We start from the raw sequence: 22,593 nt of genomic DNA, 5'->3' as shown, positions 1-22,593 counted from the left end.
AAACTTTACGAATGGAACTCGACATCAAGGCGATCATGGAGCGCTTGCCGCATCGCTACCCGATGCTGCTTATCGATCGCGTGTTGGAGATCGTGCCGGGCAAGTCCATCGTCGCCATCAAGAACGTGTCCATCAACGAGCCGTTCTTCGAGGGTCATTTCCCGCATCATCCCGTCATGCCGGGCGTTCTCATCACCGAAGCCATGGCCCAGGCCGCGGCGCTGTTCTCGTTTACCGACGAAGACGGCGGCCTGAAATGCGACAGCGCCAAGACGGCCTACTATCTGGTGGGCATCGACGACGCCAGGTTCCGCCGCCCGGTGGTGCCGGGCGATCAGCTTCGCCTGGAAGTGCAGGCCGAACGCCTGAGCCGCGCCATCTGCAAGTACCAGGGCAAGGCCCTGGTCGACGGCCAGATCGTGGCCGAGGCCAAGCTCATGTGCGCCATCCGCAGTCTGGAAGCCTAAATGTCCGGAAACATCCATCCCACCGCCATCGTAGACCCCGCCGCCCAGATCGACCAGAGCGTGCGGATTGGCCCATATTGCGTCGTGGGGCCCGGCGTCACGATAGGCGCCGGGACGGAAGTCGGCCCGCATTGCGTCCTGGATGGCGTCACCACCATCGGCCGCGACAACCGCTTCTACCGGTTTTGCTCCATCGGCGGCATGCCGCAAGACAAAAAGTACGCCGGCGAACCCACGCGCCTGGTGATCGGCGACCGCAATACGGTGCGCGAGTTCACCACCTTCAATACGGGCACCGTGCAGGACGGCGGCGTCACCACGCTGGGCGATGACAACTGGATCATGGCCTATGTGCATATCGCGCACGATTGCCATATCGGCAGCAACACGATCCTGGCCAACTCCGTGCAACTGGGCGGCCACGTGCATGTGGGCGACTGGGCCATCGTGGGCGGCCTGACCGGCGTGCACCAGTTCAGCAAGATCGGCTCCCACAGCATGACCGGCGGCAACAGCTCGCTGATGCAGGACATGCCGCCCTACGTGCTGGGCGCGGGCAATCCGTGCCGGCCGGTCGGCGTCAACGTCGAGGGCCTGCGTCGCCGCGGGTTCAGCGCCGAAGTCATCTCCAGCCTGCGCGAGGCCTACAAGATCGTGTATCGGCGCGGCTTGTCGCTGGACGAGGCGCGCGCCGAACTGCGCGCGCGCCAGAAATCGCACCCCGAGGCCGAACAGGCCCTGCAGATATGGCTGGACTTCTTCGACGCCTCCAGCCGGGGCATCATCCGGCCATGAGCTTGTCCGTGGGCATGGTGGCGGGCGAGCCCTCGGGCGACCTGCTGGCCAGCCGGGTCATCGCGGGGCTGCGCCAGCGCGACGCCGGCCTGTCGTGCCAGGGGATAGGCGGGCCCGCCATGCAGGACGCCGGCTTCCAAGCGTGGCATCCCATGCATGCGCTGACCGTGTTCGGCTATGTAGACGCGCTCAAGCGCCTGCCGGGGCTGCTGCGCACCTACGGCGACGTCAAGCGCCGCTGGCTCGCGCAGCCGCCGTCGGTGTTCGTGGGCGTGGACGCTCCCGACTTCAACCTGAAGCTCGAGTTGCAGCTGCGGCAGGCGGGCATTCCCACGGTGCACTTCGTCGGTCCGTCGATCTGGGCCTGGCGCTACGAGCGCATCAACAAGATCCGCGCGGCCGTGTCGCACATGCTGGTGCTGTTTCCGTTCGAAGAAGAGCTCTACCGCAAGGAAGGCATTCCGGTCACCTATGTGGGCCACCCGCTGGCCGATGCCATTGCTCTGCAACCCGACCGCCAGGCCGCCCGGCAGCGCCTGGGCCTGGACGACAACGCCCGCGTACTGGCGATCCTGCCGGGCAGCAGGTCGTCCGAGATCCGCATTCTGGCGCCCCGGTTCCTGCAGGCCGCGCAACAACTGCAACGGCGCGATCCGCGCCTGGTGTGCATTGTGCCCATGGTCAACGCGCAGCGCCGCCAGGAATTCGAAGCCGTGCTGGCGCAGTATCCGGTGCCCGGGCTGCGGTGCCTCACCGCCGATGACCTGCCCGCCGCGGCGGGGCAGCCCGTGGCCTGGAGCGCGCTCGAGGCCAGCGACGCAGTGCTGGTCGCCAGCGGCACGGCCACGCTTGAAACGGCGCTGTTCAAGCGCCCGATGGTGATCTCGTACTATCTGTCGCCGTGGATGCGCCGCATCATGGCCTGGAAATCGGGCCAGCAGCGCCCCTATCTGCCCTGGGTGGGGCTGCCCAATGTGCTGTTGCGCGACTTCGCGGTGCCGGAGTTGCTGCAAGATGACGCCACGCCCGATAAACTTGCCGAAGCGACCTGGGTGGCCCTGACCGACGAGGCGCACGCCGCCCGCATCGAAACCCGATTCACCGCGCTGCATCGCGACCTGACCCGCGATACGGCGCGCCTGGCCGCGCAGGCCATTGTCGAGGTAGCCCATGGCGCAGCATAGCCTGTTCGCCGCCACGCCCGATTTTGCCGGCGTCCTGATGGCCGGGGTGGACGAGGCTGGCCGGGGCCCGCTGGCGGGCGGCGTGTATGCCGCCGCGGTCATCCTCGATCCGGGCCGTCCGGTCGACGGCCTGGCCGACTCCAAGGCGCTTACGCCCGAAAGGCGTGAAGAACTGGCCGGGTACATCCAGGAGCGTGCGATGGCATGGTGCGTGGCCAGCGCATCGGTGTGCGAGATCGACACCCTGAACATCCTGCGGGCGACGATGCTGGCCATGCAGCGCGCCGTCGAGGGCCTGGCGCACGTGCCGCAGGTGGCGATGGTCGATGGCAACCAGGCGCCGCCCCTGCGTTGCACCGTGCAAACCGTGATCAAGGGCGACGCCCTAGTGCCCGCCATCTCGGCCGCGTCGATCCTGGCCAAGACGGCGCGCGATGCGGATCTGCTGCGCCTGCATCAGCAGTATCCACAATACGGCTTCGACCAGCACAAGGGCTATTGCACGCCGCTGCACGTCGAGCGCCTGCGCCAGCATGGCCCTTGCCCCGAGCATCGCCGCAGCTTCGCCCCGGTCCGCGAGCGCCTGGCCGTGCCCGCATGAAACACATTACGTCGCGCGACAATCCCGCCTTCAAGCAGTTGTCGCGCCTGGGCGCGCACGCGGGGCGGCGCGGCGCGCAAGCCATCCTGGAAGGCGTGCATTTGTGCCAGGCGTGGCTGCAGCACGTCGGCGCCCCGTCCATGGCCGTCTTTGACGCCGAACGGGTGCAATATCCGGAACTCGCGGCTTTGCTGGCGGCGTTGCCGTCGAACCTGGTGCTGCTGGCCGATGCGCGCCTGCTGCGCCAGCTCGAAACCGTAGAAACCGGCCAGGGCGTGTTGTTCATCGTGGATCCGCCGGAGCCGGCGCTGCCGGCGCGCCTGGCCGAGCCCATGGTGTGGCTGGATCGCGTGCAGGACCCGGGCAATGTCGGCACCATCCTGCGCAGCTGCGCGGCGGCTGGAATCGAAAGAGTGCTTTTGTCGGCGGGCTGTGCGGCGGCCTGGTCGCCCAAAGTGTTGCGGGCGGGGCAGGGCGCGCATTTTGCCCTGGCGCTGCACGAACACGTTGACCTGCCGGGCTGTACAGAGCGGCTGGAAGTTCCCCTGGCGGTCACCACGCTGGGCAACGCCGTCAGCCTGTACGAGGCCGCGTTGCCGGCAGCCTGCGCCTGGGTATTCGGCCACGAAGGTCAGGGGGTGTCGCCCGCATTGCAACAGGCCGCCGTGCTGCGGGTGCGCATCGACCACGAGCCGGCGGTGGAATCGCTCAATGTCGCGGTGGCGGCCGCGCTGTGCCTGTTCGAGCAACGCCGCCAGCACCGGGCCGGCGGCTGACGGGCGCACCGCGCCCCCGCCGCGGGCCTCAGTTCGACCGGCCCAGGCCCACTTCCTGCATCACCGTGGTGGCGATCTCCTCGATGGACTTCGTCGTGGTCGACAGCCAGGAAATCCCTTCACGTCGCATCATGCGTTCGGCTTCCGCGACCTCGTAGCGGCACTGGTCCAGGTTGGCGTATTTGCTGTTGGGACGCCGTTCGTGGCGCACCTCGGCCAGGCGCTCGGGCTGGATAGACAGGCCGAACAGCTTGGCGCGGTACGGCGCAACCGTGGAAGGCAGGGTGCCCCGCTCGAAATCGTCGGGCGTCAGGGGAAAATTGGCGGCCTTGATCGCGTACTGCATGGCCAGGTACAGGCTGGTTGGGGTTTTCCCGCAGCGCGATACGCCCACCAGGATCACGTCGGCCTGGTCGAGCTGGTTGATGAACTGCCCGTCGTCGTGCGCCAGGCTGAAATTGATGGCGTCGATACGATTGCGGTATTGCTCGGAGTTGGCCGCCATATGCGACCGGCCCACCGAATGGCTGGATTTCAGGCCCAGGGCCTTTTCGATGTGGCCGACGAAGGTGCCGAACAGGTCCAGGAAGACCCCGTTGGCGGCGCGCACGGTTTTCATGCTGGCCGGATCGACCAGGGTGCTGAACACGATGGGAGGCACCCCGGTTTCACGGGCGTTTCGATCGATACGCGCCGCGACTTCGCGGGCTTTTTCCTGTGTGTCGATGAACGGCAGGCGCACGGGCTTGAAATGTACTTCTTCGAACTGCGACAGGACCGAGTGACTGAACGTTTCCGCGGTGATGCCTGTACTGTCGGAAACGATGTAGACGGTGCGTTCGATAGTGGGGGAAGCCATATGTAAAATATTCCAACCAAAGGGGAAAGCCATGGTGCCCGACCGGGTACAATCTGCCCCCGAATAAGTCACCCCAAGAGCGGTCCAAGGCCAGTTTGGTCAGCGCATCCGGATGCATTGACCAAACTCGCTTTCTCTCCATTGTAAAAGGTGACTTCAATGTCGTATGTCGTTTCGTTCGAGCAGCTCCGCATGTCGGATGTGGACTCGGTAGGAGGCAAAAACGCATCATTAGGTGAAATGATCAGCCAGCTGTCTGGCGCGGGGGTACGCGTGCCGGGCGGCTTTGCCACGACTGCCGAGGCCTTTCGCGACTTTCTCAAAGCCTCGGGACTGGACCGTCGTATCGCTGATCGTCTGAGCACCCTCAACCCCGAAGATGTCCGCGAGCTGGCCACTGCTGGCGCCGAGATCCGCCAATGGATCGTCGACGCGCCGTTCTCGCCGGAATTCGAACAGCAGATCCGCACCGCCTTCGCCGAGCTCGATGCCGACGGCAAGGGGTCTTTTGCCGTGCGCTCGTCGGCCACCGCCGAAGACTTGCCCGACGCCTCGTTTGCCGGCCAGCAGGAAACCTTCCTGAACGTCGTCGGCATCGACGACGTGCTGGACAAGATCCGCCACGTATTCGCCTCGCTGTACAACGACCGCGCCATTTCCTATCGCGTACACAAGGGCTACGCGCACGCCGAAGTGGCATTGTCGGCAGGTGTGCAGCGCATGGTGCGCTCCGACAAGGGCAGCGCCGGCGTGATGTTCACCATCGACACCGAATCGGGCTTCAAGGACGTGGTGTTCATCACCTCGTCCTATGGGCTGGGCGAGACGGTGGTGCAGGGCGCCGTGAACCCGGATGAGTTCTATGTGTTCAAGCCCACGCTCGAGCAGGGCCACTATCCGATCGTCAGCCGTCGCATCGGCTCCAAGCTGATCAAGATGGAGTTCGATCCCGAGCGCCCCGAAGGCCGCGCCGTGCGCACGGTGGACGTGCCGGTGTCCGAGCGCAACCGTTATTCGCTGACGGACGACGAAGTGATCGAACTGGCCCGGTATGCGGTCATCATCGAGAAGCACTACGGCCGGCCCATGGATATCGAATGGGGCCGCGACGGCATCGACGGCAAGATCTACATTCTGCAGGCGCGTCCCGAAACGGTGAAGTCGCAGCAGGGCAGCAACGACGTGCAGCAGCGCTATCGCCTGAAGGCCACCGGCCAGGTGCTGGTGACCGGACGCGCCATCGGCCAGAAGATCGGTTCCGGCCCGGTGCGCGTGGTGGCCGACATTTCCGAGATGGACAAGGTGCAGGCCGGCGACGTGCTCGTTACCGACATGACCGACCCCAACTGGGAACCCGTCATGAAGCGCGCTTCGGCCATCGTGACCAATCGTGGAGGACGCACGTGCCACGCGGCCATCATTGCGCGCGAACTGGGTATCCCCGCGGTGGTCGGCTGCGGCGAGGCCACCGACCTGCTCAAGGAAGGCCAGGCAGTCACGGTGTCGTGCGCCGAGGGCGACGAAGGCCGCATTTACGATGGCCTGATCGAGACCGAAGTCGAGGAAGTGCGCCGTGGCGAGATGCCGCCCATCGACGTAAAGATCATGATGAACGTGGGCAATCCGCAGCTGGCCTTCGATTTCGCGCAGATTCCCAATGCCGGCGTGGGCCTTGCCCGCCTGGAGTTCATCATCAACAACAACATCGGCATCCACCCGAAGGCGGTGCTCGACTATCCCAATGTCGATGGCGAACTGAAAAAGGCCGTGGAATCGGCCGCGCGCGGCTATGCCAGCCCGCGCGCGTTCTTTGTCGAGAAGCTGGCCGAAGGCATCGCCACCATTGCGGCGGCGTTCTGGCCCAAGTCGGTCATCGTGCGCATGTCCGATTTCAAGTCGAACGAGTATCGCAAGCTGGTGGGCGGCTCGCGCTATGAGCCCGAAGAAGAAAACCCCATGCTGGGTTTCCGCGGCGCTTCGCGCTACATCGCCGCCGAGTTCGGCGAGTGCTTCCGCATGGAATGCGAGGCGCTCAAGAAGGTGCGCGACGATATGGGCCTGACCAACGTCGAGATCATGGTGCCTTTCGTGCGTACCGTCAGCCAGGCTGCCCGGGTCGTCGAATTGCTGGGCTCGCATGGCCTGGCGCGCGGCGAAAACGGCCTGAAGCTCATCATGATGTGCGAGGTTCCCTCCAACGCCATTCTGGCCGATGAGTTCCTGCAGTACTTCGATGGTTTCTCCATCGGTTCGAACGACATGACCCAGCTGACGCTGGGCCTGGACCGCGATTCGGGCATGGAACTGCTGGCCGCCGATTTCGACGAGCGCGACGACGCGGTGAAATTCATGCTGCGCCGGGCCATCAAGGCCTGCCTGGCGGCGAACAAGTACGTCGGCATCTGCGGCCAGGGCCCCAGCGACCACCCCGATTTCGCTCAATGGCTCAAGGACGAAGGCATCCTGTCGATGTCCCTGAACCCCGATACGGTGGTGGATACCTGGCAACGTCTGGCCAAGCAGGGCTGAAGCTGCTCGGCTTGCCGTCAGGCAAGCTTGCCGGTGTGAACAAGCCTGGCGCCTTTGGGGCGCCAGGTTTTTTTGTGCGCGGCGGCTGGGTGCGGTGTGTGACACCCGGCGGGAGTCAGGCACCAGCAATCGGCTTTTCGGCTGGGTGGTGTCTGACACCCTGGCGGGAGTCAGACACCTGGACGTGGGCTGCCTGGAAGTGTGCTGCCTGGAAGTGGGCTGCCGCCGGTGTCTGACTCCCGTAGGGTGTCAGACACCCTGGGTGGCTGGCGACGCCGCCGCGCGCGCTTTATGCCTGTTGAGTGGCGGCCGCGTGGTCGGTGTGAGCAAGCCTGGCGCCTTTGGGGCGCCAGGCTTTTTTGTGCGCGGCGGCTGGGTGCGGTGTGTGACACCCGGCGGGAGTCAGGCACCAGCAATCGGCTTTTCGGCTGGGTGGTGTCTGACACCCTGGCGGGAGTCAGACACCTGGACGTGGGCTGCGTGGACATGGGCTGCCTGGAAGTGGGCTGCCTGGAAGTGGGCTGCCGCCGGTGTCTGACTCCCGTAGGGTGTCAGACACCCTGGATGGCTGGCGACGCCGCCGCGCGCGCTTTATGCCTGTTGAGTGGCGGGCGCGTGGTTCAGGCGCAGGAACCTGCGCAGCAGGCTGGCCGCGGTAGGGGTGGGCTTCAGGTTGGCGGCCAGCGCGGCGGCGTCCAGGCCTTCGCGCGCATAAACGGCCTGATAGCGTATCAGGTGCGCGCGCAGGAATTCCGGGCCGAATTCCGGATGAAACTGCGATGAATAAATACCGGGAGCCAGGCGCACCAGCTGATGGGCGTCGAGCGCCGAGCGCGCCAGGGTCACGGCGCCATCGGGCAGGCGCGTGATGGTCTGGGCGTGCAGCAGTTGCGCGGGAAAGCTCACCGGCAAGCCGGCCATGAGCGGGTCGCCTTCGGCGGCGGACAGGCAGTCGATGGTTTGCGTGCCCAGTTCGCGGCCCTGCGGGTTGAAGTCGACGGCCCCGCCCAGTGCATAGGCAAGCAGCTGGTGGCCGTAGCAGACGCCGAACATGGGCAGGCGCTGCGCGGCGGCCTGGCGCAGCCACTGGGCCGTCTGTTCGCTCCAGCTTTCGTGGTCGGTGACCATGGCCGGGGAGCCGGTGATCAGCACCGCGCGATAGGCGTCGGCGCCCAGAGGCGTTTGCCCCTCGAAGACGCGCACGATATGTGCGGCATCGGCGGCCAGGCCCGCGGCATGGCGCAGCATCTGCGCATAATCGCCGTGGCGGCGCCGCAGGCCGTCGTCGGGGTCGCCAGTGTGCAGGATGAGCACGGGACGTTCAGGGCGGACGGCGGAGTTCATGCCGCCATGATAAGCTCCGCGCCGCGATTTCGCACGGTGTGTGGCGGAAATCCGTACAATCGACGCGGTATCAATTTGAACTGGACAAGTCGTATGGGCATGTGGATCTGGTTCGGCCTGGCGGCGCTGGCGCTGATCGGCGAAGTCGCCAGCGGCACCTTCTACCTGCTGCTGGTTGCCTTGGGGCTGGTCGGGGGCGGCATTGCCGCGTGGCTGGCCGCGGGCTTCGAATGGCAGCTGGCCGCGTGCGCGCTGGTAGCGCTGCTGGGGCTGCTGGTGTTGCGCCGCGCCGGCGTCTTGAAAAAGCGCGAGGTCAACGCTGCGCGCAACGCCGATGTCAACATGGATATCGGCCAGACCGTACAAGTAGAAGCCTGGTCCGACGCCGGGGCGGCCCGGGTGTGGTATCGCGGCGCGCACTGGCAGGCCGAACTGGCCGCCGGCCACCCGCGCATGGCGGGCGCCCATGTCATCGCCGAAGTGCGCGGCAATTGCCTGGTGCTGGCGCCCAAGAGCGCGGCGCATGGCTGACATGCTTATTCACTACCACCCAGGGAACTTCCATGATGTTTGACACTTCCACCATCACCCTGATCGTACTGGTCATCCTGGCCTTGCTGGTCATCATCAAGGCCATTGCCATCGTTCCGCAGCAACATGCCTGGGTGGTCGAGCGCCTGGGCAAATTCGATCGGGTGCTCTCGCCCGGCGCGGGCTTTGTCATCCCGTTCATCGAGCGGGTGTCGTACAAGCACTCGCTGAAGGAAATTCCGCTGGATGTGCCCAGCCAGGTCTGCATCACCCGCGACAACACCCAGCTGCAGGTCGACGGCGTGCTGTATTTCCAGGTAACCGACGCCATGCGCGCATCGTACGGGTCGTCCAACTATATTTCGGCCATTACCCAGCTGGCCCAGACCACGCTGCGTTCGGTGATCGGCAAAATGGAACTCGACCGCACGTTCGAAGAACGCGAGTTCATCAACAGCACCATCGTCAGCGCGCTGGACGAGGCCGCCCTGAATTGGGGCGTGAAGGTGTTGCGCTACGAAATCAAGGATCTGACTCCGCCCAACGAAATCCTGCGCGCCATGCAGGCGCAGATCACGGCCGAGCGCGAAAAGCGGGCGCTTATCGCCGCTTCGGAAGGCCGTCGCCAGGAGCAGATCAACATCGCTACCGGCGAACGGGAAGCCGCCATCGCGCGCTCCGAAGGCGAAAAGCAGGCGCAGATCAACCAGGCGCAGGGCGAGGCAGCGGCCGTGCTGGCCATTGCCGAAGCGACGGCCAAGGCCATCACGCAGGTCGGCGAGGCCGTGCGCCAGCCGGGTGGCATGGAAGCGGTGAACCTGCAGGTGGCCGAACGCTACGTGGATGCGTTCAGCAATGTGGCCAAGGAAGGCAATACGCTGATCCTGCCGTCGAACCTGGCAGACGTGGGCGGGTTGATCGCCTCGGCCATGACGATCGTGAAGTCCGGCAAGACGGCCTGACAGGCCGGACGCGCCAGGCGGGCCCAGGGGCCCGCCTAGTCGCCCTTGCGCGCATTGCGCGTGTCGTGCTTCATCATGCGTTCTTTCTCGCGCTGCCAGTCTTTTTCGCGCGCCGTGTCGCGCTTGTCGTACAGTTTCTTGCCGCGGCCCAGCGCGAAATCAAGCTTGATGCGCCCATTCTTGTAGTGCAGGTTCAGCGGCACCAGGGTATAGCCGCGTTGCTCGACCTTGCCGATCAGCTTGCTGATTTCTTCGGCCTTGAGCAGCAGCTTGCGCGTGCGCATGGCGTCGGGGTGGATGTGCGTGGACGCGGTCGGCAATGGGCTGACATGCATGCCCAGCAGATAGAGTTCGCCGTCGCGCACGATGACGTAGCTTTCTTTCAGTTGCACGCGGCCTTCGCGGATCGCCTTGACTTCCCAGCCCTGCAGAACCAGGCCGGCTTCGTAGCGGTCTTCGATGAAATAGTCGTGCGAGGCCTTGCGGTTGTCGATGATGCTCATGAGGCGGAAAATCCGGAGGTAGCGGCGCTACCGGTAAAATCTGATCATTCTAGCCATTTGCGATAGCCGATGCACAAAGTACAGCGATCCGTCCTGGTTCCCTACAGCGCCGCGCAGATGTTCGATCTGGTGGCCGACGTGGAGAAGTATCCCGAATTCATGCCCTGGTGCGGCGGCGCCGAGGTGCAGTCGCGCACCGAGCACGGCATGCAGGCATCGATCCAGATCAGTTTTGCCGGCATGAAGCAGCGGTTCACCACGCGCAACACGCACAATTATCCCGAGCGCATCGAGCTCGAACTGGTCGACGGCCCGTTTTCGATGCTGGTGGGGCACTGGGAGTTCCATGCCCTGGCCCCGGACGCCTGCAAGGTGCTGTTCACTCTGGAATACGCCTTTTCCAACCGGGCGCTCGAGATGGTGGTGGGGCCGGTTTTCAACCGCATTGCCACGAGCTTCATCGATTCGTTCACCAAGCGGGCGCAGGCAGTGTATGGCGAATGAAGCGGGCACGCTGCAGGTGTGCGTATGCTTTGCCGAATCTGCAACCTCGGCATGGCAGCGCACGGTGCGCCTGCCGGCTTCGGCCACGGCCGCCGACGCGGTGCGCGCCAGCGGGTTTGCAACCCAGTACCCTGGCCGCGATGCCTGGGAGCACGGGGTGGGAATCTACGGCAAGTCCTGCCAGCCCGGCACGCCGCTGTCTGACGGCGATCGCCTGGAAATCTACCGGCCCCTGACCTTCGACCCCAAGATATCGCGCCGGCGCCGCGCCGAGCACCGGCGCGCCAAGGCGGCGCGACAGGGGCGCGAGCGCCCCCCAGGGCTGCTCTAGCCCGCCGGCCGGCCCATGCGGGCTCCATTGTCGCCGGCCTGACAAAATCCGCCTGCCCATCGGGCGTAATATCAGGTTCAAAAGGTTTACGTTTACGTTAACGTCATGCAAAATCGGCGCTTGACCGGCGTGGCGGCCCACAAGGCAGCCACGGCGCATCAAGACCGATCAACAGGAGACAACCGTGGATCTGGAACTGACCGACGAGCAGCAGGCCTTCGCCCAGGCCGCGCGCGATTTCGCCGAAGGAGAGCTCGCGCCCCATGCGGCGCACTGGGACGCCGAAGGCATTTTTCCGCGCGAAGCCCTGGGGCGCGCGGGCGAACTGGGGTTCTGCGCCATCTATGCCGCCGAAGACATCGGCGGGTTGGGGCTGCCCAGGCTGGACGCCACCCTGGTGTTCGAGGAAATGGCCGCCGTCGACCCTTCGACCACGGCATTCCTCACCATTCACAATATGGCCACCTGGATGATCGGCCAATGGGCCACGCCCGCCGTGCGCGAAGCGTGGGGGCCATTGCTGGCCAGCGGGCAGAAGCTGGCTTCGTATTGTCTGACCGAGCCGGGGGCGGGCTCGGACGCCGGATCGCTGGCCACCCGCGCGGAGCTCGATGGCGGCGAATATGTGCTGAACGGCGCCAAGGCTTTTATTTCGGGCGGCGGCGATACGGACTTGCTGGTCGTCATGGCGCGCACGGGAGCCGGCGGGCCGGGCGGCGTCAGCGCGTTCGCGGTGCCGGCCGACAGCCCGGGAATCAGCTACGGTCGTAAAGAAGAAAAAATGGGGTGGAACAGCCAGTCGACCCGACCCATCACTTTCGAGAACGTCCGGGTGCCGGCCGAAAACCTGCTGGGCCGGGAAGGCGAAGGCTTCAAGATCGCCATGAAAGGCCTGGATGGCGGCCGCATCAACATCGGCACATGTTCGGTGGGGGCGGCACAGGGCGCGCTGGATGCCGCGCGGCGCTATATGCACGAGCGCAGCCAGTTCGGACGGCGGCTGGCCGAGTTCCAGGCCCTGCAGTTCAAGCTGGCCGACATGGCCACGCATCTGGTCGCCGCGCGCCAGATGGTGCGGCTGGCAGCCTGCAAGCTCGACGCCGGTTCGCCCGACGCCGGCACCTACTGCGCGATGGCCAAGCGCTTTGCCACCGACATGGGGTTCCAGATCTGCCTTGATGCGCAGCAGATCCACGGCGGCTATGGGTACTTGCGCGACTATCCTCTGGAGCGCCTGGTGCGCGATACTCGGGTTCACCAGATACTCGAGGGCACCAACGAAATCATGCGTGTCATCGTGGCCCGTCAATTGCTCGAAAAGGGAGCCGATATCAGATGAACCCGCCGGTGCTGTTCGAAGAAAAGGCCGCGTCCAACGGTATGCGCGTGGGCATTGCGACGCTGAACGCGCCGCAGACGCTCAACGGGTTGTCGCTCGAAATGGTCGATCTGCTTGCCGAGCGCCTGGATGTATGGGCGCGCGACGCCGGGCTGGCCATTGTGGTGCTGCAGGGGGCGGGCGACAAGGCATTCAGCGCCGGCGGCGACCTGCATGGCCTGTATCGCAGCATGCAGCAGCATCGCGGGCAGGGCGCCTGGGCCAACCGGCTGGCGCGCGATTTCTTCGAACGCGAATATCGCCTGGACTACCGCATTCATACCTACCCCAAGCCGCTGCTGTGCTGGGGGCATGGCATCGTGATGGGCGGCGGCGTGGGGCTCATGATGGGAGCCAGCCATCGCGTGGTCAGCGAAACATCGCGCATCGCCATGCCCGAAATTTCCATCGGCCTGTTTCCCGACGTAGGGGGAAGCTGGCTGCTCAACCGCATGCCGGGTCGCACGGGCCTGTTCCTGGCCCTGACGGGCGCGCACCTGAACACCTCCGATGCCTTCTACGCGGGGGTGGCCGATTTCCGCCTCGATTCGGCAGACTGGCCGCGTTTCATGCAAACCCTGCTCGACACCCCATGGGCAGGCCAGGCCGGCGGGCCCGGCAATGGCGCACCGCCGCCGCGCTCCATCAACGATGGGCTGTTGCGTCGCGCGCTGCTGGCGCACGAGCCGCCCGCGCCCCTGCCGCCGGGGCCGCTGCGCCAGCATGCCTTCCAGATCAACAGCCTGTGCAGCGGCAACGACCTGGGCGCCATCCACCAGGCCATCGCGGCCCTTGAAGAACATGCCGATCCCTGGCTGGCACGCGCGGCGGCCACCATGCTGGCCGGCTCTCCCGGTTCGGCGCGGCTGGCTTTTACCCTGCAGCAGCGCACCCGCCTGTGCTCGCTGGCCGACGTGTTTCGCACCGAGTACATCGCCGCGCTGGCTTGCGCGGCCCATGGCGATTTCGCCGAAGGCATACGGGCCCTGCTTATCGATAAAGACAAGCAGCCCAAATGGAATCCGGCCACCCTTGACGACGCGAGCGAAGCCTGGGTGCAGCGCTTTTTCGAGCCGCCCTGGCCCGAAGGCGAGCCGCATCCGCTTGCCGATCTCGGGCCGCCCGAAAACTGACTGCCTCGGCCCCGCGCCCGGTTCAGGCGCCCGGCCGGGCATTACCGTTGTCATCAATAAAAACCAAGGAGACCCAACATGAGCAGTATCGCGTTCATCGGCCTGGGCAACATGGGCGCGCCCATGGCGCACAACCTGATCAAGGCCGGCCATCAACTCACCGTATTCGATCTGGTGCCGCAGGCCGTGCAGGGCCTGGCGGCGGCGGGCGCGCGCGCCGCAGCCGACGCAACCGAGGCCGTCAAGGGCGCCGAAGTCGTGGTAACCATGCTGCCGGCCAGCAAGCATGTCGAAGCGCTCTATCTTGCCGACGACCTGCTTGCCGCCATCGATGCCGCCGCGCTCGTCATCGACTGCAGCACCATCGCGCCAGATTCCGCCCGCAAGGTGGCGGCGGCCGCCAAGGCCCGCGGGCTGGCCATGATAGACGCGCCGGTGTCCGGCGGAACGGGCGGCGCAGTGGCCGGCACGCTGACCTTCATCGTCGGCGGCGAAGCCGACGCGCTGCAACGCGCAATGCCCGTGTTGCAATGCATGGGCAAGAACATCTTCCATGCGGGGGCGGCCGGGGCAGGGCAGGTTGCCAAGATCTGCAACAACATGCTGCTCGGCATCCTGATGGCAGGCACGTCCGAGGCCCTGGCGCTGGGTGTGGCCAATGGCCTGGATCCCAAAGTGTTGTCCGACATCATTGCAAAAAGCTCGGGGCGCAACTGGGCCACCGAGCTCTACAATCCGTGGCCGGGCGTCATGGATCATGCGCCGGCATCCAAGGGCTATGCGGGTGGGTTTGGCGTGGATCTCATGCTCAAGGACCTGGGCCTGGCGGCAGAATCCGCCCTGTCCACGCGCTCGTCTATTCCGCTGGGCGAACTGGCGCGCAACCTGTATTCATTGCATAGCGCGGCGGGCACTGGCAAGCTCGATTTCTCCAGTATCGTGAAGCTCTACACGGACAAGGCCGCATGAACGCCGCCGCAGTTGCCGAGGCGGCCCAACGGGTGCGCAGCAGTTTCGCCCGCCAGACCGTCATGTCGGCATTCGGCGCAACGCTGGCCCGCGTCGAACCGGGGCAGGTGGATATCGAACTTGCCTACCAGCCCCAGCTTTGCCAGCAGAACGGCTACCTGCATGCCGGCATTTCCACCACCATCGCCGACACTGCGGGCGGGTACGCGGCACTGACCCTGTTCGAACCGGGCGAAGACGTACTGACCTCGGAATTCAAGATGAACTTCCTGGCCCCCGCCGACGGCGAACGCTTCGTGGCCAGCGGCCGCGTCGTCAAGCCCGGCAGACGCCTGAGCATTTGCCAGGTCGAGGTGCGCGCTTATCGAGACGACGAGCCCACGCTCTGCCTGATCGGGCTGATGACGGCCGTGCGTGTGGCGCCGCGTTAAGATTGCGGCTCGCCCACTCTGTTTCTTTCGCCGCACATGCCCGCCAAAGAGCATCACCGCATTTTCCGCTCAGGATGGCTGCGCGCGGCCGTGCTGGGCGCCAACGACGGCATCGTGTCCACGGCCAGCCTTATTGCGGGCGTGGCGGCGGCGGGCGCTTCTCACCAGGCTGTGCTGACCTCCGGGTTGGCCGGGCTGGTGGCGGGCGCGCTTTCCATGGCGGCGGGCGAATACGTATCCGTGCGAACGCAAGCCGACACCGAGGCCGCCGACCTGCGGCTGGAACAACGCGCGCTTACGGGCAATTCGGCCCAGGAACTGCAAGAACTCGCCGATATCTATGTCGGCCGCGGCGTGGCGCCCGCGCTTGCCCGGCAGGTGGCCGAACAGCTTACCCGTCACGATGCGCTTGACGCCCACGCCCGCGACGAACTCGGCATCCTGATGCATAACCGGGCGCGTCCGGTGCAGGCGGCTCTGGCGTCTGCCATATCGTTTGCCAGCGGCGCGGCGCTGCCTCTGGTCACGGCGGTTTTTACACCCGTGGAGCAGGCCGTCGGGGTGGTCACCGCGACGTCGGTGGCGTCGCTGGCGCTGCTGGGCGCAATGGCAGCGCATGCAGGCGGCGCCCCCGTGCTGCCCGCCGCGCTACGCGTCACGCTACTGGGCGCGGCCGCCATGCTGCTGACCGCCGGTATCGGCGCATTGTTCGGCGTGGCGGTATAGCGCGCCGCCGGCGTTCAGTCGCCTGGCCCTTCCATCAAGGCGTACGGCAACGGCGCTACGGCGATATGCGGGCCGTCGGGGCTGCCGATGCGCAGTTCGCCCGCGGCAAGCGCCGACAGGGCAATTTCGAACAACACGCCGTCGCGCGATGCATCGATGACTCGCCCGCACGGCTCTTGCGGCTGGCCTGCGTCGTAGATGTCTGTGCCGGGCGCAGGGGCATCCCCCTGGCTGGCCAGGCGGCCATAGGCGGCCCGACGCTTCACCGTGCCCCGGTAATGGCTGCGCGCCACCACCTCTTGGCCGGGATAGCAGCCCTTGGTAAAGTTCACCCCCCCGATGAGGTCGAGGTTCAGCGTCTGAGGTATGAACAGGTCTTGCGTAGCCGCGCTGATCCAGGGCAGGCCGGCAGCCAGGTCGGCGCTGCGCCACTGGTCCGGGTCGCACGCGGCGAATTCGTTTGCCAGGCCGGCAGCCTGCGCCCGCGCGAGTTGCTCGTCGCTCGCGATCCACCACCAGCGCGGGGCCGCGCCCGCAGACGGCGCCGCAATCCAGGTGCCGCTGGGCAGTTCGACGCGCTGCCAGGGTGTAACGGGCAGATCGCCGCCCAGGGCGGCCTGCAGGGCGGGCAGGGCCGCCGGTTCGCACCGTACGCCCGCGGCATGCAGCGGGGCGATGGCCAGCTTGGCCTTGGCCCGCAGTACAAACATCGACAGGCGCTTGACCAGGGCATCGGCCAGATCGCGCCGCACCAGGGCGTACGCGCGGCTGGCATCGGGTGCGGCGGCTGCATCCACGGCGGGCTGGGCAAGCCAGAGCACCATCGTGGCCAACAGCCGTCCCTTGGCGGTGCAATAGCCTGCCAGCCGCGCGGTGTCGGGCGGCAGGCTGGCGACGTCCTGGGTCAGTTGGCCGTGCAGGAACGGCAGGGCGTCTTCGCCCGATGCAGACACGACGGCATAGTCGGGCAAGGGGGCGCACAGGACCGAACCATCGGACTGAGTAGCGATCAAACTGAAAAATGCATGCATGGCAGGAATGTGGCAGCGAAGGCGGGGCGCCGACAGGGTGCCCGCAGATATGTCGATGATACCCGCGGCGGCCGGCCTTCGGGCGCAATTCCGGGTGCGCGACAGGGCCGGCAAGGCCTGCCGACTCCGCCATATCCATTAAACTGCGCACACTTATGAAAAAGCTCTACGTCTATTTTCTGGTTGCCTGCCTGGCCGTGACGCTGCTGGCCGCCGCCGCGGCCGCCGGTGCGTGGTTCTGGGTAAAGCGGCCGCTGGACCTGCCAGCCGAACGGATCGAGTTCATCGTGCCTGCCGGCAGTACGCCGCGCGCCGTCGCGCGCGCCATGAACGACGCCGGCATTCCGGTGTGGCAAGATGGCTTTGCATGGCTGGCACGACTTTCCGAACGAGACAAGCTGATCCAGGCGGGCGGATACGAGGCGCGCGCCGGGGACAGCCCCTGGACGCTGCTCGATCGGCTGGCGCGCGGCGACATGGTGCAGCGCCAGCTTACGTTCGTGGAAGGGTGGACATTCGCGCAGTTCCGCCAGGCGCTGCGCGCCCATCCCGATGTGAAGCAGACCCTGGGCGATATCAGCGACGCCGAACTGATGGCCAGGCTGGGATCGCCGTACAAGGCGCCCGAAGGGCTGTTTTTTCCCGATACATATGTGTTTACGCCCGGCACGACCGACCTGGATCTTCTGCGCCGCGCCTACCAATTGCAGCAGCAGGTGCTGGGCGAAGTCTGGGCGCAGCGCCAGCCCGGCCTGCCGCTCGACACGCCATACCAGGCGCTGATCCTCGCGTCTATCATTGAGAAAGAAACCGGGCATGGGCCTGAACGCACGCGTGTTGCCGGTGTGTTCGTGAACCGGCTCAGGCTGGGCATGATGCTGCAGACCGACCCGACAGTGATCTACGGCATGGGCGAACGCTACCAGGGGCGGATAAGGCGGGCCGACCTGCAGACCGACACCCCGTGGAACACCTATACGCGCGCAGGCCTTCCCCCCACGCCGATTGCGGCGGCAGGGCGTGCGGCGTTGCTCGCGGCGGTGCAGCCCGAACGGCACAAGTACCTGTATTTCGTATCGCGCGGCAACGGCACCAGCGAGTTTTCAGCCAACCTGGCCGAACATAACCGCAACGTGGCGCGCTACATCCTGGGGCGTAACTGATGAACCCACGCGGACGTTTCATTACGCTGGAAGGCGTGGACGGCGCCGGCAAGAGCACACATGCCGCCTGGCTGGCCGACACACTGCGCGCCTGGGGCTACACCGTGGTCGCCACGCGCGAACCGGGCGGCACCCCGCTGGGCGAGACGCTGCGCGGGCTGGTGCTGTCCGAATCCATGAGCCTGGACACCGAGACGCTTCTGATGTTCGCGGCGCGCTGCGAGCACCTGGCCCAAGTGATCGAGCCTGCCCTGGCGCGGGGCGACTGGGTGGTATGCGACCGCTATACCGACGCCACCTATGCCTACCAGGGCGGCGGCCGGCAGCTGGGCGCGGAACGCGTGGCCGTGCTCGAACAATGGATGCGCCCGGCGCTGCAGCCGGACCGCACCTGGTTGTTCGACGTACCCCTTGAGCTCGCGCGCGCGCGCCTGGCCGATGCGCGCCAGCCAGATCGTTTCGAGCGCGAAGCCGCCGAGTTCTTCGAACGCACCCGCGCCGCCTACCATGCCCGCGCGGCGGCGCATCCCGGGCGCATACGGATAGTGGATTCCAGCCGGCCGGTGGAACAGGTGCGTGCCCAACTGCACGCAGAGCTGCGCGCCCTGACCGAGACCGCATGAGCACCGCCGCCTTTCTGCCCTGGCAGCACGACATTGCCCGCTCCTGGCTGGCCGGACGCGAGCGCTTCGCCCACGCCTGGCTCATTCACGGCATGGGCGGCATCGGCAAGCTCGATTTTGCGCTTGCGGCGGCCGCCAGCCTGCTGTGCGAATCGCCGCGCGACCTCCTGGCCTGCGGCGCCTGTCCCGCCTGCAGGTGGGTGGCCGGCGGCAACCATCCCGACTTGCGCCGCATCCGCCCCGAGGCGATCGCCTTGCAAGAGGGCGCCGAGGCCGCGGAAAGCGGCGACGAAACCGAGCCGGCCACCGGCACGGCCGCTAAAAGGCAGCCTTCCCGGGAAATCCGCATCGACCAGATCCGCGCACTGGAATCGTGGTTCAACACGGCCACGCACCGCGGCGGCTGGCGCGTGGCGCTGCTTTATCCGGCGCACGCCCTGAACGTCATTTCGGCCAATGCCTTGCTGAAGGTGCTGGAAGAACCGCCGCCGCACACGGTATTCCTGCTGGTCGCCGACGCGCCCGACCGCCTGCTGCCCACGCTGGTGTCACGCTGCCGCCGCCTGCCTCTGCCGGCGCCCGGGCCGCAAGAATCGCTGCAATGGCTGCAGGAACAAGGCGTCGAACCGGCCGCCGACTGGCTCGCCGCCGCCGGTGGCGCTCCGCTGGCCGCACTGCGGCGAGCTCGCGCAAGCGAACAGGCCTGTCCCGATTGGCTTGCCCAGCTGATCAAGCCGCTGGCGCAAGGCCAGGCGCCCGATATAGGGACGCTGTCCGAGTCGCTGGAGAAGGTGGCCGCGCCTGATTGGCTGGATGCGCTGCAGCGCCTGTACACCGACCTGGTGCTGGCACAGGCCAAGGCGCCTGTGCGGTATTTTCCATCCCTGGCCGCGCCGGTGGCGAAAGTCTCCGCCAGCGCCGACGCGGTGCGCCTGGCCGACACCGCGCGCTGGCTCACGCAGCAGCGCCGGCTGGCCACGCACCCGCTCAATGCCAAGCTGCTCGCACATGCGACGCTGCAGCGCGTGGTGCTATCCTGCCAAGGATAGGCGCGCGGCTGGCCCACGCCGGGCTCCTGAAAACTGAGTAACTGCCACTCCATGTACGTCGATTCACACTGCCATCTGAACTTTCCCGAGCTCGCGCAGGAATTGCCCGATATTCTTCAGCGCATGGCGGACAACCAGGTCACCCACGCGTTGGTCGTCAGCGTTGATCTGCCCGACTGGCCCGGCCTGATCGAACTGGTGCAGCCTCACCGGAACCTGTGGGCCTCGGTGGGGGTGCATCCCGACTACGAAGCGACTTCCGATCCCACCGAAGCCGAACTGCTGCAGTTGTCGCATCATCCCAAAGTGGTGGCCATCGGTGAAACCGGACTGGATTATTACCGCCTGAGCGAGCCGCTGGATTGGCAGCGCGAGCGCTTCCGCCGCCATATCCGCGTGGCGCGGCAGGCGAACCTGCCGCTCATCATTCACACCCGGGACTCGGTGGCCGACACATTGCAGATCCTGCGGGAAGAGAATGCCGCGCAAGTAGGGGGCGTGATGCATTGCTTTACCGAATCGTGGGAAATGGCGCAGGCTGCCATGGATCTGAACTTTCACATATCGCTGTCGGGCATCGTCACCTTCAAGAACGCGGCGGTCGTGCACGAGGTGGCCGCCAAGATGCCGCTGGATCGGCTGTTGATCGAGACCGATTCTCCGTACCTGGCGCCGGTGCCATTTCGCGGCAAGCGCAATGACCCATCAAAAGTCATCCACGTCGCGCAAAAGATCGCCGACCTGCAGGGCCGGGATGTATCGGAAGTGGCGCACGCGTCTACTGAAAATTTCTTTAAATTATTCAATAAGATAGACCGGTAGTCTAAAGTTATTTATTTAAAGTCGAATATCTAGAGTGCTTTATTTAAAGTAATTTCTCAAAAATGGTCGCCATGCCTGTGTCCTGCATAAAAGATTCCTGGTTTCGCCCGCTGGCTGCCGTGTGCCTGGCCGCAGGCCTGGCATGGGGTGCGGCCGCCCCTGTGGCGGCCGCCGAGGCGCCGCCCAACTTCTGGGTGTATGTACACAACGACAAAGCGGCCGACCTGCGCGAGCTGCTGGCCCAGGGGGCAGACCCCAACGTGCGCTACAAAAATGGCCAGCCCGCGCTGATGCGCGCCGTGGTAGACGGCGCCTGGCAGGTGTTCGACCTGTTGGCGACAGACCCCCGCACCGACCTCGAGGCGGTGAACCCGGCCAACGAAACGGCCTTGATGTACCTGGCCGTGGCGGGGCAGACGGATCGGGCGCGCGCGCTTATTGCGCGCGGCGCGCAGGTGAACCGGCTGGGCTGGACGCCGCTGCACTATGCGGCCTCCAAGGGGCATGTGGATACCGCCAGACTGCTGTTGCAGCACAAGGCCATGGTCAACGCGCCTTCGCCCGACGGAACGACGCCGCTCATGATGGCAGCGCTATCGGGCAGCCGCGAGATGGTGCAGGTACTGCTGGATGCGGGTGGCGACGTGACGACGCGCAATCTGAAGGGCCAGAACGCCGCCGACTGGGCGCGTCAGGGCAAGGCAGGCAAGCTGGCCGACGAACTCACGGAACTGATCGCTGCCGCGCAGGCGCGCCGGGAAGCGCTGCGGTCCGGCGAGAACCCGTCTTCGGCGCCCGCGGCGCCTGCCGCGCAACCCGCGCAGCCCGCCCAGGCCCCGCGCCCGGCGGCGCAAGCATCCGACGATGACGCGCCGTCGCTGTCGGGCGTGTCGGGGGTTCGTTTGAACAAATACTGAGCCACGCCGCCCCGGCCGGCGGCCGGGCTCGTTGGGCGCATGCAGGTGCGGGGCGCGCGTCAGCCCAGCAACAGGGGGAATTCCCGTTCGGCCGTCGCGGGCAGGGGGGTCATCGGCCCGTTTGCGGTTTCCAGCACATAGCCCGCGCTGATCACCAGCGCCGCCGACTGGCCGTGACGCACGTCGGGCAGTTGCCAACTCGCGCTGCCCAGGGGCGTGGGCGCATCGGCAGAGGGGGCGAGCGTTGTGTCCTGGGCCAGGGGCTGGATGTCGCCGCACTCGCCGTCGATCTTGAGCCGTGCGGTGGCAAAGAAGCGCGGCGAGCCCGCCAGCGCGGCCGAATGCCGCCCGGCAGCCGACACCGAAATCGTGCGGCCCCGTACGGCATATTCGCCTGTCAGGAAATAAGAACCGACCACCGGCCCGTTACGGGTAGACAGATAGGCCAGCTGGCGCAGGTTGAAGGGGTATGCGCCTTCGACAAATCCGGCGGGTTCTCCCAGGCGTGCAGCCAGCACCTTGCCAGAGGCGATCAGGCCGGCGACGTGGCGGGCCGCGTCGTCCAGGCTGCGGGGCTGCGCAGCCGAATACTCCGGCTCGACGGCATGGCACAGCTTCATGAGGGCCAGGCGATTGCCATCATCGCTCAGGAAGTCGCGCAGCATTGATTCGGTGCCGGCCCGGTCGGCGGCGCGCCCGGGGGCGCGGCCGCCTTGGGGATACCGGGGCGTCAGCATCAGAACTTCGCTCGAGTGCCGCAATACGACGGATGGGGAATGCAAGCCAATCGACATAAAAGCCTCGCGCAAAAACAGGGCGCCCGCAACGGCGCAGAAAGCCGGTTCATTCTATCGATGTGACTATTGCAGGATCGGCTCCGTCGGCAACACTATGTAAAGCATTGCGGTGGCCCGCGGGCGGTAAGTTAGCCTAAGGTGTCGAGGCGGCGTGCAAGGTTTTGAGCC

General features: G+C 66.1%; 25 protein-coding genes. 20 read left to right on the top strand and 5 right to left on the bottom strand.

The features are described from left to right. Window positions 1–11: 11 nt before the first annotated feature. The 5 genes from fabZ to CAL19_RS08790 are packed head-to-tail and all read left to right on the top strand — an operon-like array spanning window position 12 to window position 3,823. Window positions 12–467 carry a 3-hydroxyacyl-ACP dehydratase FabZ gene (gene fabZ / locus CAL19_RS08810; protein ID WP_026637873.1) on the top strand — a complete coding sequence of 152 codons (456 nt, stop codon included), beginning with the start codon at window positions 12–14 and terminating at the stop codon, window positions 465–467. Continuing rightward, window positions 468–1,262 (top strand): acyl-ACP--UDP-N-acetylglucosamine O-acyltransferase, encoded by a 795-nt coding sequence (gene lpxA / locus CAL19_RS08805; protein ID WP_026637872.1) that lies wholly within the window; start codon window positions 468–470, stop codon window positions 1,260–1,262. It abuts the gene before it with no gap. After that, complete coding sequence (gene lpxB / locus CAL19_RS08800) at window positions 1,259–2,446, top strand: lipid-A-disaccharide synthase (protein WP_094796582.1); 1,188 nt, start codon at window positions 1,259–1,261, stop codon at window positions 2,444–2,446. The genes lpxA and lpxB overlap by 4 nt, the downstream gene beginning before the upstream one ends. Beyond that, window positions 2,433–3,047 (top strand): ribonuclease HII, encoded by a 615-nt coding sequence (gene rnhB / locus CAL19_RS08795; RefSeq protein ID WP_038851852.1) that lies wholly within the window; start codon window positions 2,433–2,435, stop codon window positions 3,045–3,047. The genes lpxB and rnhB overlap by 14 nt, the downstream gene beginning before the upstream one ends. Further along, entirely contained in the window at window positions 3,044–3,823 is a 780-nt protein-coding gene (locus CAL19_RS08790; RefSeq protein WP_094796581.1) for a TrmH family RNA methyltransferase, read from the top strand. Before rnhB ends, CAL19_RS08790 begins: the two co-directional genes overlap by 4 nt. 28 nt (window positions 3,824–3,851) lie before the next feature. Here the strand turns inward: CAL19_RS08790 and ppsR are convergent, their stop codons facing one another. Next, window positions 3,852–4,682: a posphoenolpyruvate synthetase regulatory kinase/phosphorylase PpsR gene (gene ppsR, locus CAL19_RS08785; RefSeq protein ID WP_026637868.1), complete on the bottom strand. Its 831-nt coding sequence runs from the start codon at window positions 4,680–4,682 to the stop codon at window positions 3,852–3,854. 159 nt (window positions 4,683–4,841) lie between these two features. Here ppsR and ppsA point away from each other — a divergent pair, with 159 nt between their 5' ends. Next, window positions 4,842–7,211 (top strand): phosphoenolpyruvate synthase, encoded by a 2,370-nt coding sequence (gene ppsA, locus CAL19_RS08780; RefSeq protein ID WP_094796580.1) that lies wholly within the window; start codon window positions 4,842–4,844, stop codon window positions 7,209–7,211. Window positions 7,212–7,802: 591 nt separating this feature from the next. On the opposite strand, the gene CAL19_RS08775 is transcribed toward ppsA, so the two are convergent. Further along, on the bottom strand, window positions 7,803–8,555 hold the full coding sequence (locus CAL19_RS08775; RefSeq protein ID WP_026638606.1) for a glutamine amidotransferase: 753 nt from the start codon (window positions 8,553–8,555) through the stop codon (window positions 7,803–7,805). A 99-nt stretch (window positions 8,556–8,654) separates the two neighbouring features. Here CAL19_RS08775 and CAL19_RS08770 point away from each other — a divergent pair, with 99 nt between their 5' ends. Continuing rightward, entirely contained in the window at window positions 8,655–9,086 is a 432-nt protein-coding gene (locus CAL19_RS08770) for an NfeD family protein (protein WP_026638605.1), read from the top strand. Between the two features lie 35 nt (window positions 9,087–9,121). Next, window positions 9,122–10,048, top strand: a complete 927-nt coding sequence (locus CAL19_RS08765; RefSeq protein WP_026638604.1) for an SPFH domain-containing protein — start codon at window positions 9,122–9,124, stop codon at window positions 10,046–10,048. Window positions 10,049–10,083: 35 nt separating this feature from the next. Here the strand turns inward: CAL19_RS08765 and smpB are convergent, their stop codons facing one another. Next, complete coding sequence (smpB, locus tag CAL19_RS08760; protein ID WP_026638603.1) at window positions 10,084–10,551, bottom strand: SsrA-binding protein SmpB; 468 nt, start codon at window positions 10,549–10,551, stop codon at window positions 10,084–10,086. A gap of 69 nt (window positions 10,552–10,620) precedes the next feature. Between smpB and CAL19_RS08755 the strand changes: the two genes are divergently transcribed. From CAL19_RS08755 to CAL19_RS08725, 7 genes are all read left to right on the top strand, one after another. After that, entirely contained in the window at window positions 10,621–11,055 is a 435-nt protein-coding gene (locus CAL19_RS08755) for a type II toxin-antitoxin system RatA family toxin (protein WP_026638602.1), read from the top strand. Beyond that, window positions 11,045–11,386, top strand: a complete 342-nt coding sequence (locus CAL19_RS08750; RefSeq protein WP_026638601.1) for an RnfH family protein — start codon at window positions 11,045–11,047, stop codon at window positions 11,384–11,386. The genes CAL19_RS08755 and CAL19_RS08750 overlap by 11 nt, the downstream gene beginning before the upstream one ends. A gap of 184 nt (window positions 11,387–11,570) precedes the next feature. Further along, on the top strand, window positions 11,571–12,725 hold the full coding sequence (locus CAL19_RS08745) for an acyl-CoA dehydrogenase family protein (RefSeq protein WP_026638600.1): 1,155 nt from the start codon (window positions 11,571–11,573) through the stop codon (window positions 12,723–12,725). Beyond that, the gene (locus CAL19_RS08740; protein ID WP_026638599.1) at window positions 12,722–13,897 is read left to right on the top strand and encodes an enoyl-CoA hydratase/isomerase family protein; all 1,176 of its coding nucleotides are present in this window, start codon (window positions 12,722–12,724) and stop codon (window positions 13,895–13,897) included. The genes CAL19_RS08745 and CAL19_RS08740 overlap by 4 nt, the downstream gene beginning before the upstream one ends. 78 nt (window positions 13,898–13,975) lie before the next feature. Further along, a complete protein-coding gene (gene mmsB, locus CAL19_RS08735) occupies window positions 13,976–14,866 on the top strand; it encodes a 3-hydroxyisobutyrate dehydrogenase (protein ID WP_026638598.1) in 891 nt (296 codons plus the stop codon). Further along, entirely contained in the window at window positions 14,863–15,297 is a 435-nt protein-coding gene (locus CAL19_RS08730) for a PaaI family thioesterase (protein ID WP_026638597.1), read from the top strand. Before mmsB ends, CAL19_RS08730 begins: the two co-directional genes overlap by 4 nt. A 36-nt stretch (window positions 15,298–15,333) precedes the next feature. Then, window positions 15,334–16,023, top strand: a complete 690-nt coding sequence (locus tag CAL19_RS08725; RefSeq protein WP_026638596.1) for a VIT1/CCC1 transporter family protein — start codon at window positions 15,334–15,336, stop codon at window positions 16,021–16,023. 14 nt (window positions 16,024–16,037) lie between these two features. Here the strand turns inward: CAL19_RS08725 and CAL19_RS08720 are convergent, their stop codons facing one another. After that, window positions 16,038–17,054, bottom strand: a complete 1,017-nt coding sequence (locus CAL19_RS08720; protein WP_094796758.1) for a YgfZ/GcvT domain-containing protein — start codon at window positions 17,052–17,054, stop codon at window positions 16,038–16,040. 155 nt (window positions 17,055–17,209) lie between these two features. Here CAL19_RS08720 and mltG point away from each other — a divergent pair, with 155 nt between their 5' ends. The 5 genes from mltG (at window position 17,210) to CAL19_RS08695 (ending at window position 21,628) form a co-directional block, all read left to right on the top strand. Beyond that, window positions 17,210–18,217 (top strand): endolytic transglycosylase MltG, encoded by a 1,008-nt coding sequence (mltG, locus tag CAL19_RS08715; protein ID WP_038852010.1) that lies wholly within the window; start codon window positions 17,210–17,212, stop codon window positions 18,215–18,217. Further along, window positions 18,217–18,840 carry a dTMP kinase gene (tmk, locus tag CAL19_RS08710; RefSeq protein ID WP_094796579.1) on the top strand — a complete coding sequence of 208 codons (624 nt, stop codon included), beginning with the start codon at window positions 18,217–18,219 and terminating at the stop codon, window positions 18,838–18,840. Before mltG ends, tmk begins: the two co-directional genes overlap by 1 nt. After that, a complete protein-coding gene (holB, locus tag CAL19_RS08705; RefSeq protein WP_094796578.1) occupies window positions 18,837–19,889 on the top strand; it encodes a DNA polymerase III subunit delta' in 1,053 nt (350 codons plus the stop codon). Before tmk ends, holB begins: the two co-directional genes overlap by 4 nt. Window positions 19,890–19,940: 51 nt before the next feature. Continuing rightward, on the top strand, window positions 19,941–20,711 hold the full coding sequence (locus CAL19_RS08700) for a TatD family hydrolase (protein ID WP_026638591.1): 771 nt from the start codon (window positions 19,941–19,943) through the stop codon (window positions 20,709–20,711). A 71-nt stretch (window positions 20,712–20,782) separates the two neighbouring features. After that, entirely contained in the window at window positions 20,783–21,628 is an 846-nt protein-coding gene (locus tag CAL19_RS08695) for an ankyrin repeat domain-containing protein (protein ID WP_094796757.1), read from the top strand. A 59-nt stretch (window positions 21,629–21,687) separates the two neighbouring features. On the opposite strand, the gene CAL19_RS08690 is transcribed toward CAL19_RS08695, so the two are convergent. After that, a complete protein-coding gene (locus CAL19_RS08690) occupies window positions 21,688–22,365 on the bottom strand; it encodes a hypothetical protein (RefSeq protein WP_026638589.1) in 678 nt (225 codons plus the stop codon). Window positions 22,366–22,593: the final 228 nt, after the last annotated feature.

Source organism: Bordetella genomosp. 7, from assembly GCF_002261265.1.
In the GTDB taxonomy this organism is placed as follows: domain Bacteria; phylum Pseudomonadota; class Gammaproteobacteria; order Burkholderiales; family Burkholderiaceae_B; genus Bordetella_A.
This window is presented reverse-complemented; position numbering and strand designations above follow the sequence as displayed.

Excerpts from the sequence above, each read along its gene's own strand:
- fabZ (WP_026637873.1), top strand. The coding sequence starts at position 12 with ATGGAACTCGACATCAAGGCGATCATGGAGCGCTTGCCGCATCGCTAC.
- lpxA (WP_026637872.1), top strand. The coding sequence starts at position 468 with ATGTCCGGAAACATCCATCCCACCGCCATCGTAGACCCCGCCGCCCAG.
- lpxB (WP_094796582.1), top strand. The coding sequence starts at position 1,259 with ATGAGCTTGTCCGTGGGCATGGTGGCGGGCGAGCCCTCGGGCGACCTG.
- rnhB (WP_038851852.1), top strand. The coding sequence starts at position 2,433 with ATGGCGCAGCATAGCCTGTTCGCCGCCACGCCCGATTTTGCCGGCGTC.
- CAL19_RS08790 (WP_094796581.1), top strand. The coding sequence starts at position 3,044 with ATGAAACACATTACGTCGCGCGACAATCCCGCCTTCAAGCAGTTGTCG.
- ppsR (WP_026637868.1), bottom strand. The coding sequence starts at position 4,682 with ATGGCTTCCCCCACTATCGAACGCACCGTCTACATCGTTTCCGACAGT.
- ppsA (WP_094796580.1), top strand. The coding sequence starts at position 4,842 with ATGTCGTATGTCGTTTCGTTCGAGCAGCTCCGCATGTCGGATGTGGAC.
- CAL19_RS08775 (WP_026638606.1), bottom strand. The coding sequence starts at position 8,555 with ATGAACTCCGCCGTCCGCCCTGAACGTCCCGTGCTCATCCTGCACACT.
- CAL19_RS08770 (WP_026638605.1), top strand. The coding sequence starts at position 8,655 with ATGTGGATCTGGTTCGGCCTGGCGGCGCTGGCGCTGATCGGCGAAGTC.
- CAL19_RS08765 (WP_026638604.1), top strand. The coding sequence starts at position 9,122 with ATGTTTGACACTTCCACCATCACCCTGATCGTACTGGTCATCCTGGCC.
- smpB (WP_026638603.1), bottom strand. The coding sequence starts at position 10,551 with ATGAGCATCATCGACAACCGCAAGGCCTCGCACGACTATTTCATCGAA.
- CAL19_RS08755 (WP_026638602.1), top strand. The coding sequence starts at position 10,621 with ATGCACAAAGTACAGCGATCCGTCCTGGTTCCCTACAGCGCCGCGCAG.
- CAL19_RS08750 (WP_026638601.1), top strand. The coding sequence starts at position 11,045 with ATGGCGAATGAAGCGGGCACGCTGCAGGTGTGCGTATGCTTTGCCGAA.
- CAL19_RS08740 (WP_026638599.1), top strand. The coding sequence starts at position 12,722 with ATGAACCCGCCGGTGCTGTTCGAAGAAAAGGCCGCGTCCAACGGTATG.
- mmsB (WP_026638598.1), top strand. The coding sequence starts at position 13,976 with ATGAGCAGTATCGCGTTCATCGGCCTGGGCAACATGGGCGCGCCCATG.
- CAL19_RS08730 (WP_026638597.1), top strand. The coding sequence starts at position 14,863 with ATGAACGCCGCCGCAGTTGCCGAGGCGGCCCAACGGGTGCGCAGCAGT.
- CAL19_RS08725 (WP_026638596.1), top strand. The coding sequence starts at position 15,334 with ATGCCCGCCAAAGAGCATCACCGCATTTTCCGCTCAGGATGGCTGCGC.
- CAL19_RS08720 (WP_094796758.1), bottom strand. The coding sequence starts at position 17,054 with ATGCATGCATTTTTCAGTTTGATCGCTACTCAGTCCGATGGTTCGGTC.
- mltG (WP_038852010.1), top strand. The coding sequence starts at position 17,210 with ATGAAAAAGCTCTACGTCTATTTTCTGGTTGCCTGCCTGGCCGTGACG.
- tmk (WP_094796579.1), top strand. The coding sequence starts at position 18,217 with ATGAACCCACGCGGACGTTTCATTACGCTGGAAGGCGTGGACGGCGCC.
- holB (WP_094796578.1), top strand. The coding sequence starts at position 18,837 with ATGAGCACCGCCGCCTTTCTGCCCTGGCAGCACGACATTGCCCGCTCC.
- CAL19_RS08700 (WP_026638591.1), top strand. The coding sequence starts at position 19,941 with ATGTACGTCGATTCACACTGCCATCTGAACTTTCCCGAGCTCGCGCAG.
- CAL19_RS08695 (WP_094796757.1), top strand. The coding sequence starts at position 20,783 with ATGCCTGTGTCCTGCATAAAAGATTCCTGGTTTCGCCCGCTGGCTGCC.
- CAL19_RS08690 (WP_026638589.1), bottom strand. The coding sequence starts at position 22,365 with ATGCTGACGCCCCGGTATCCCCAAGGCGGCCGCGCCCCCGGGCGCGCC.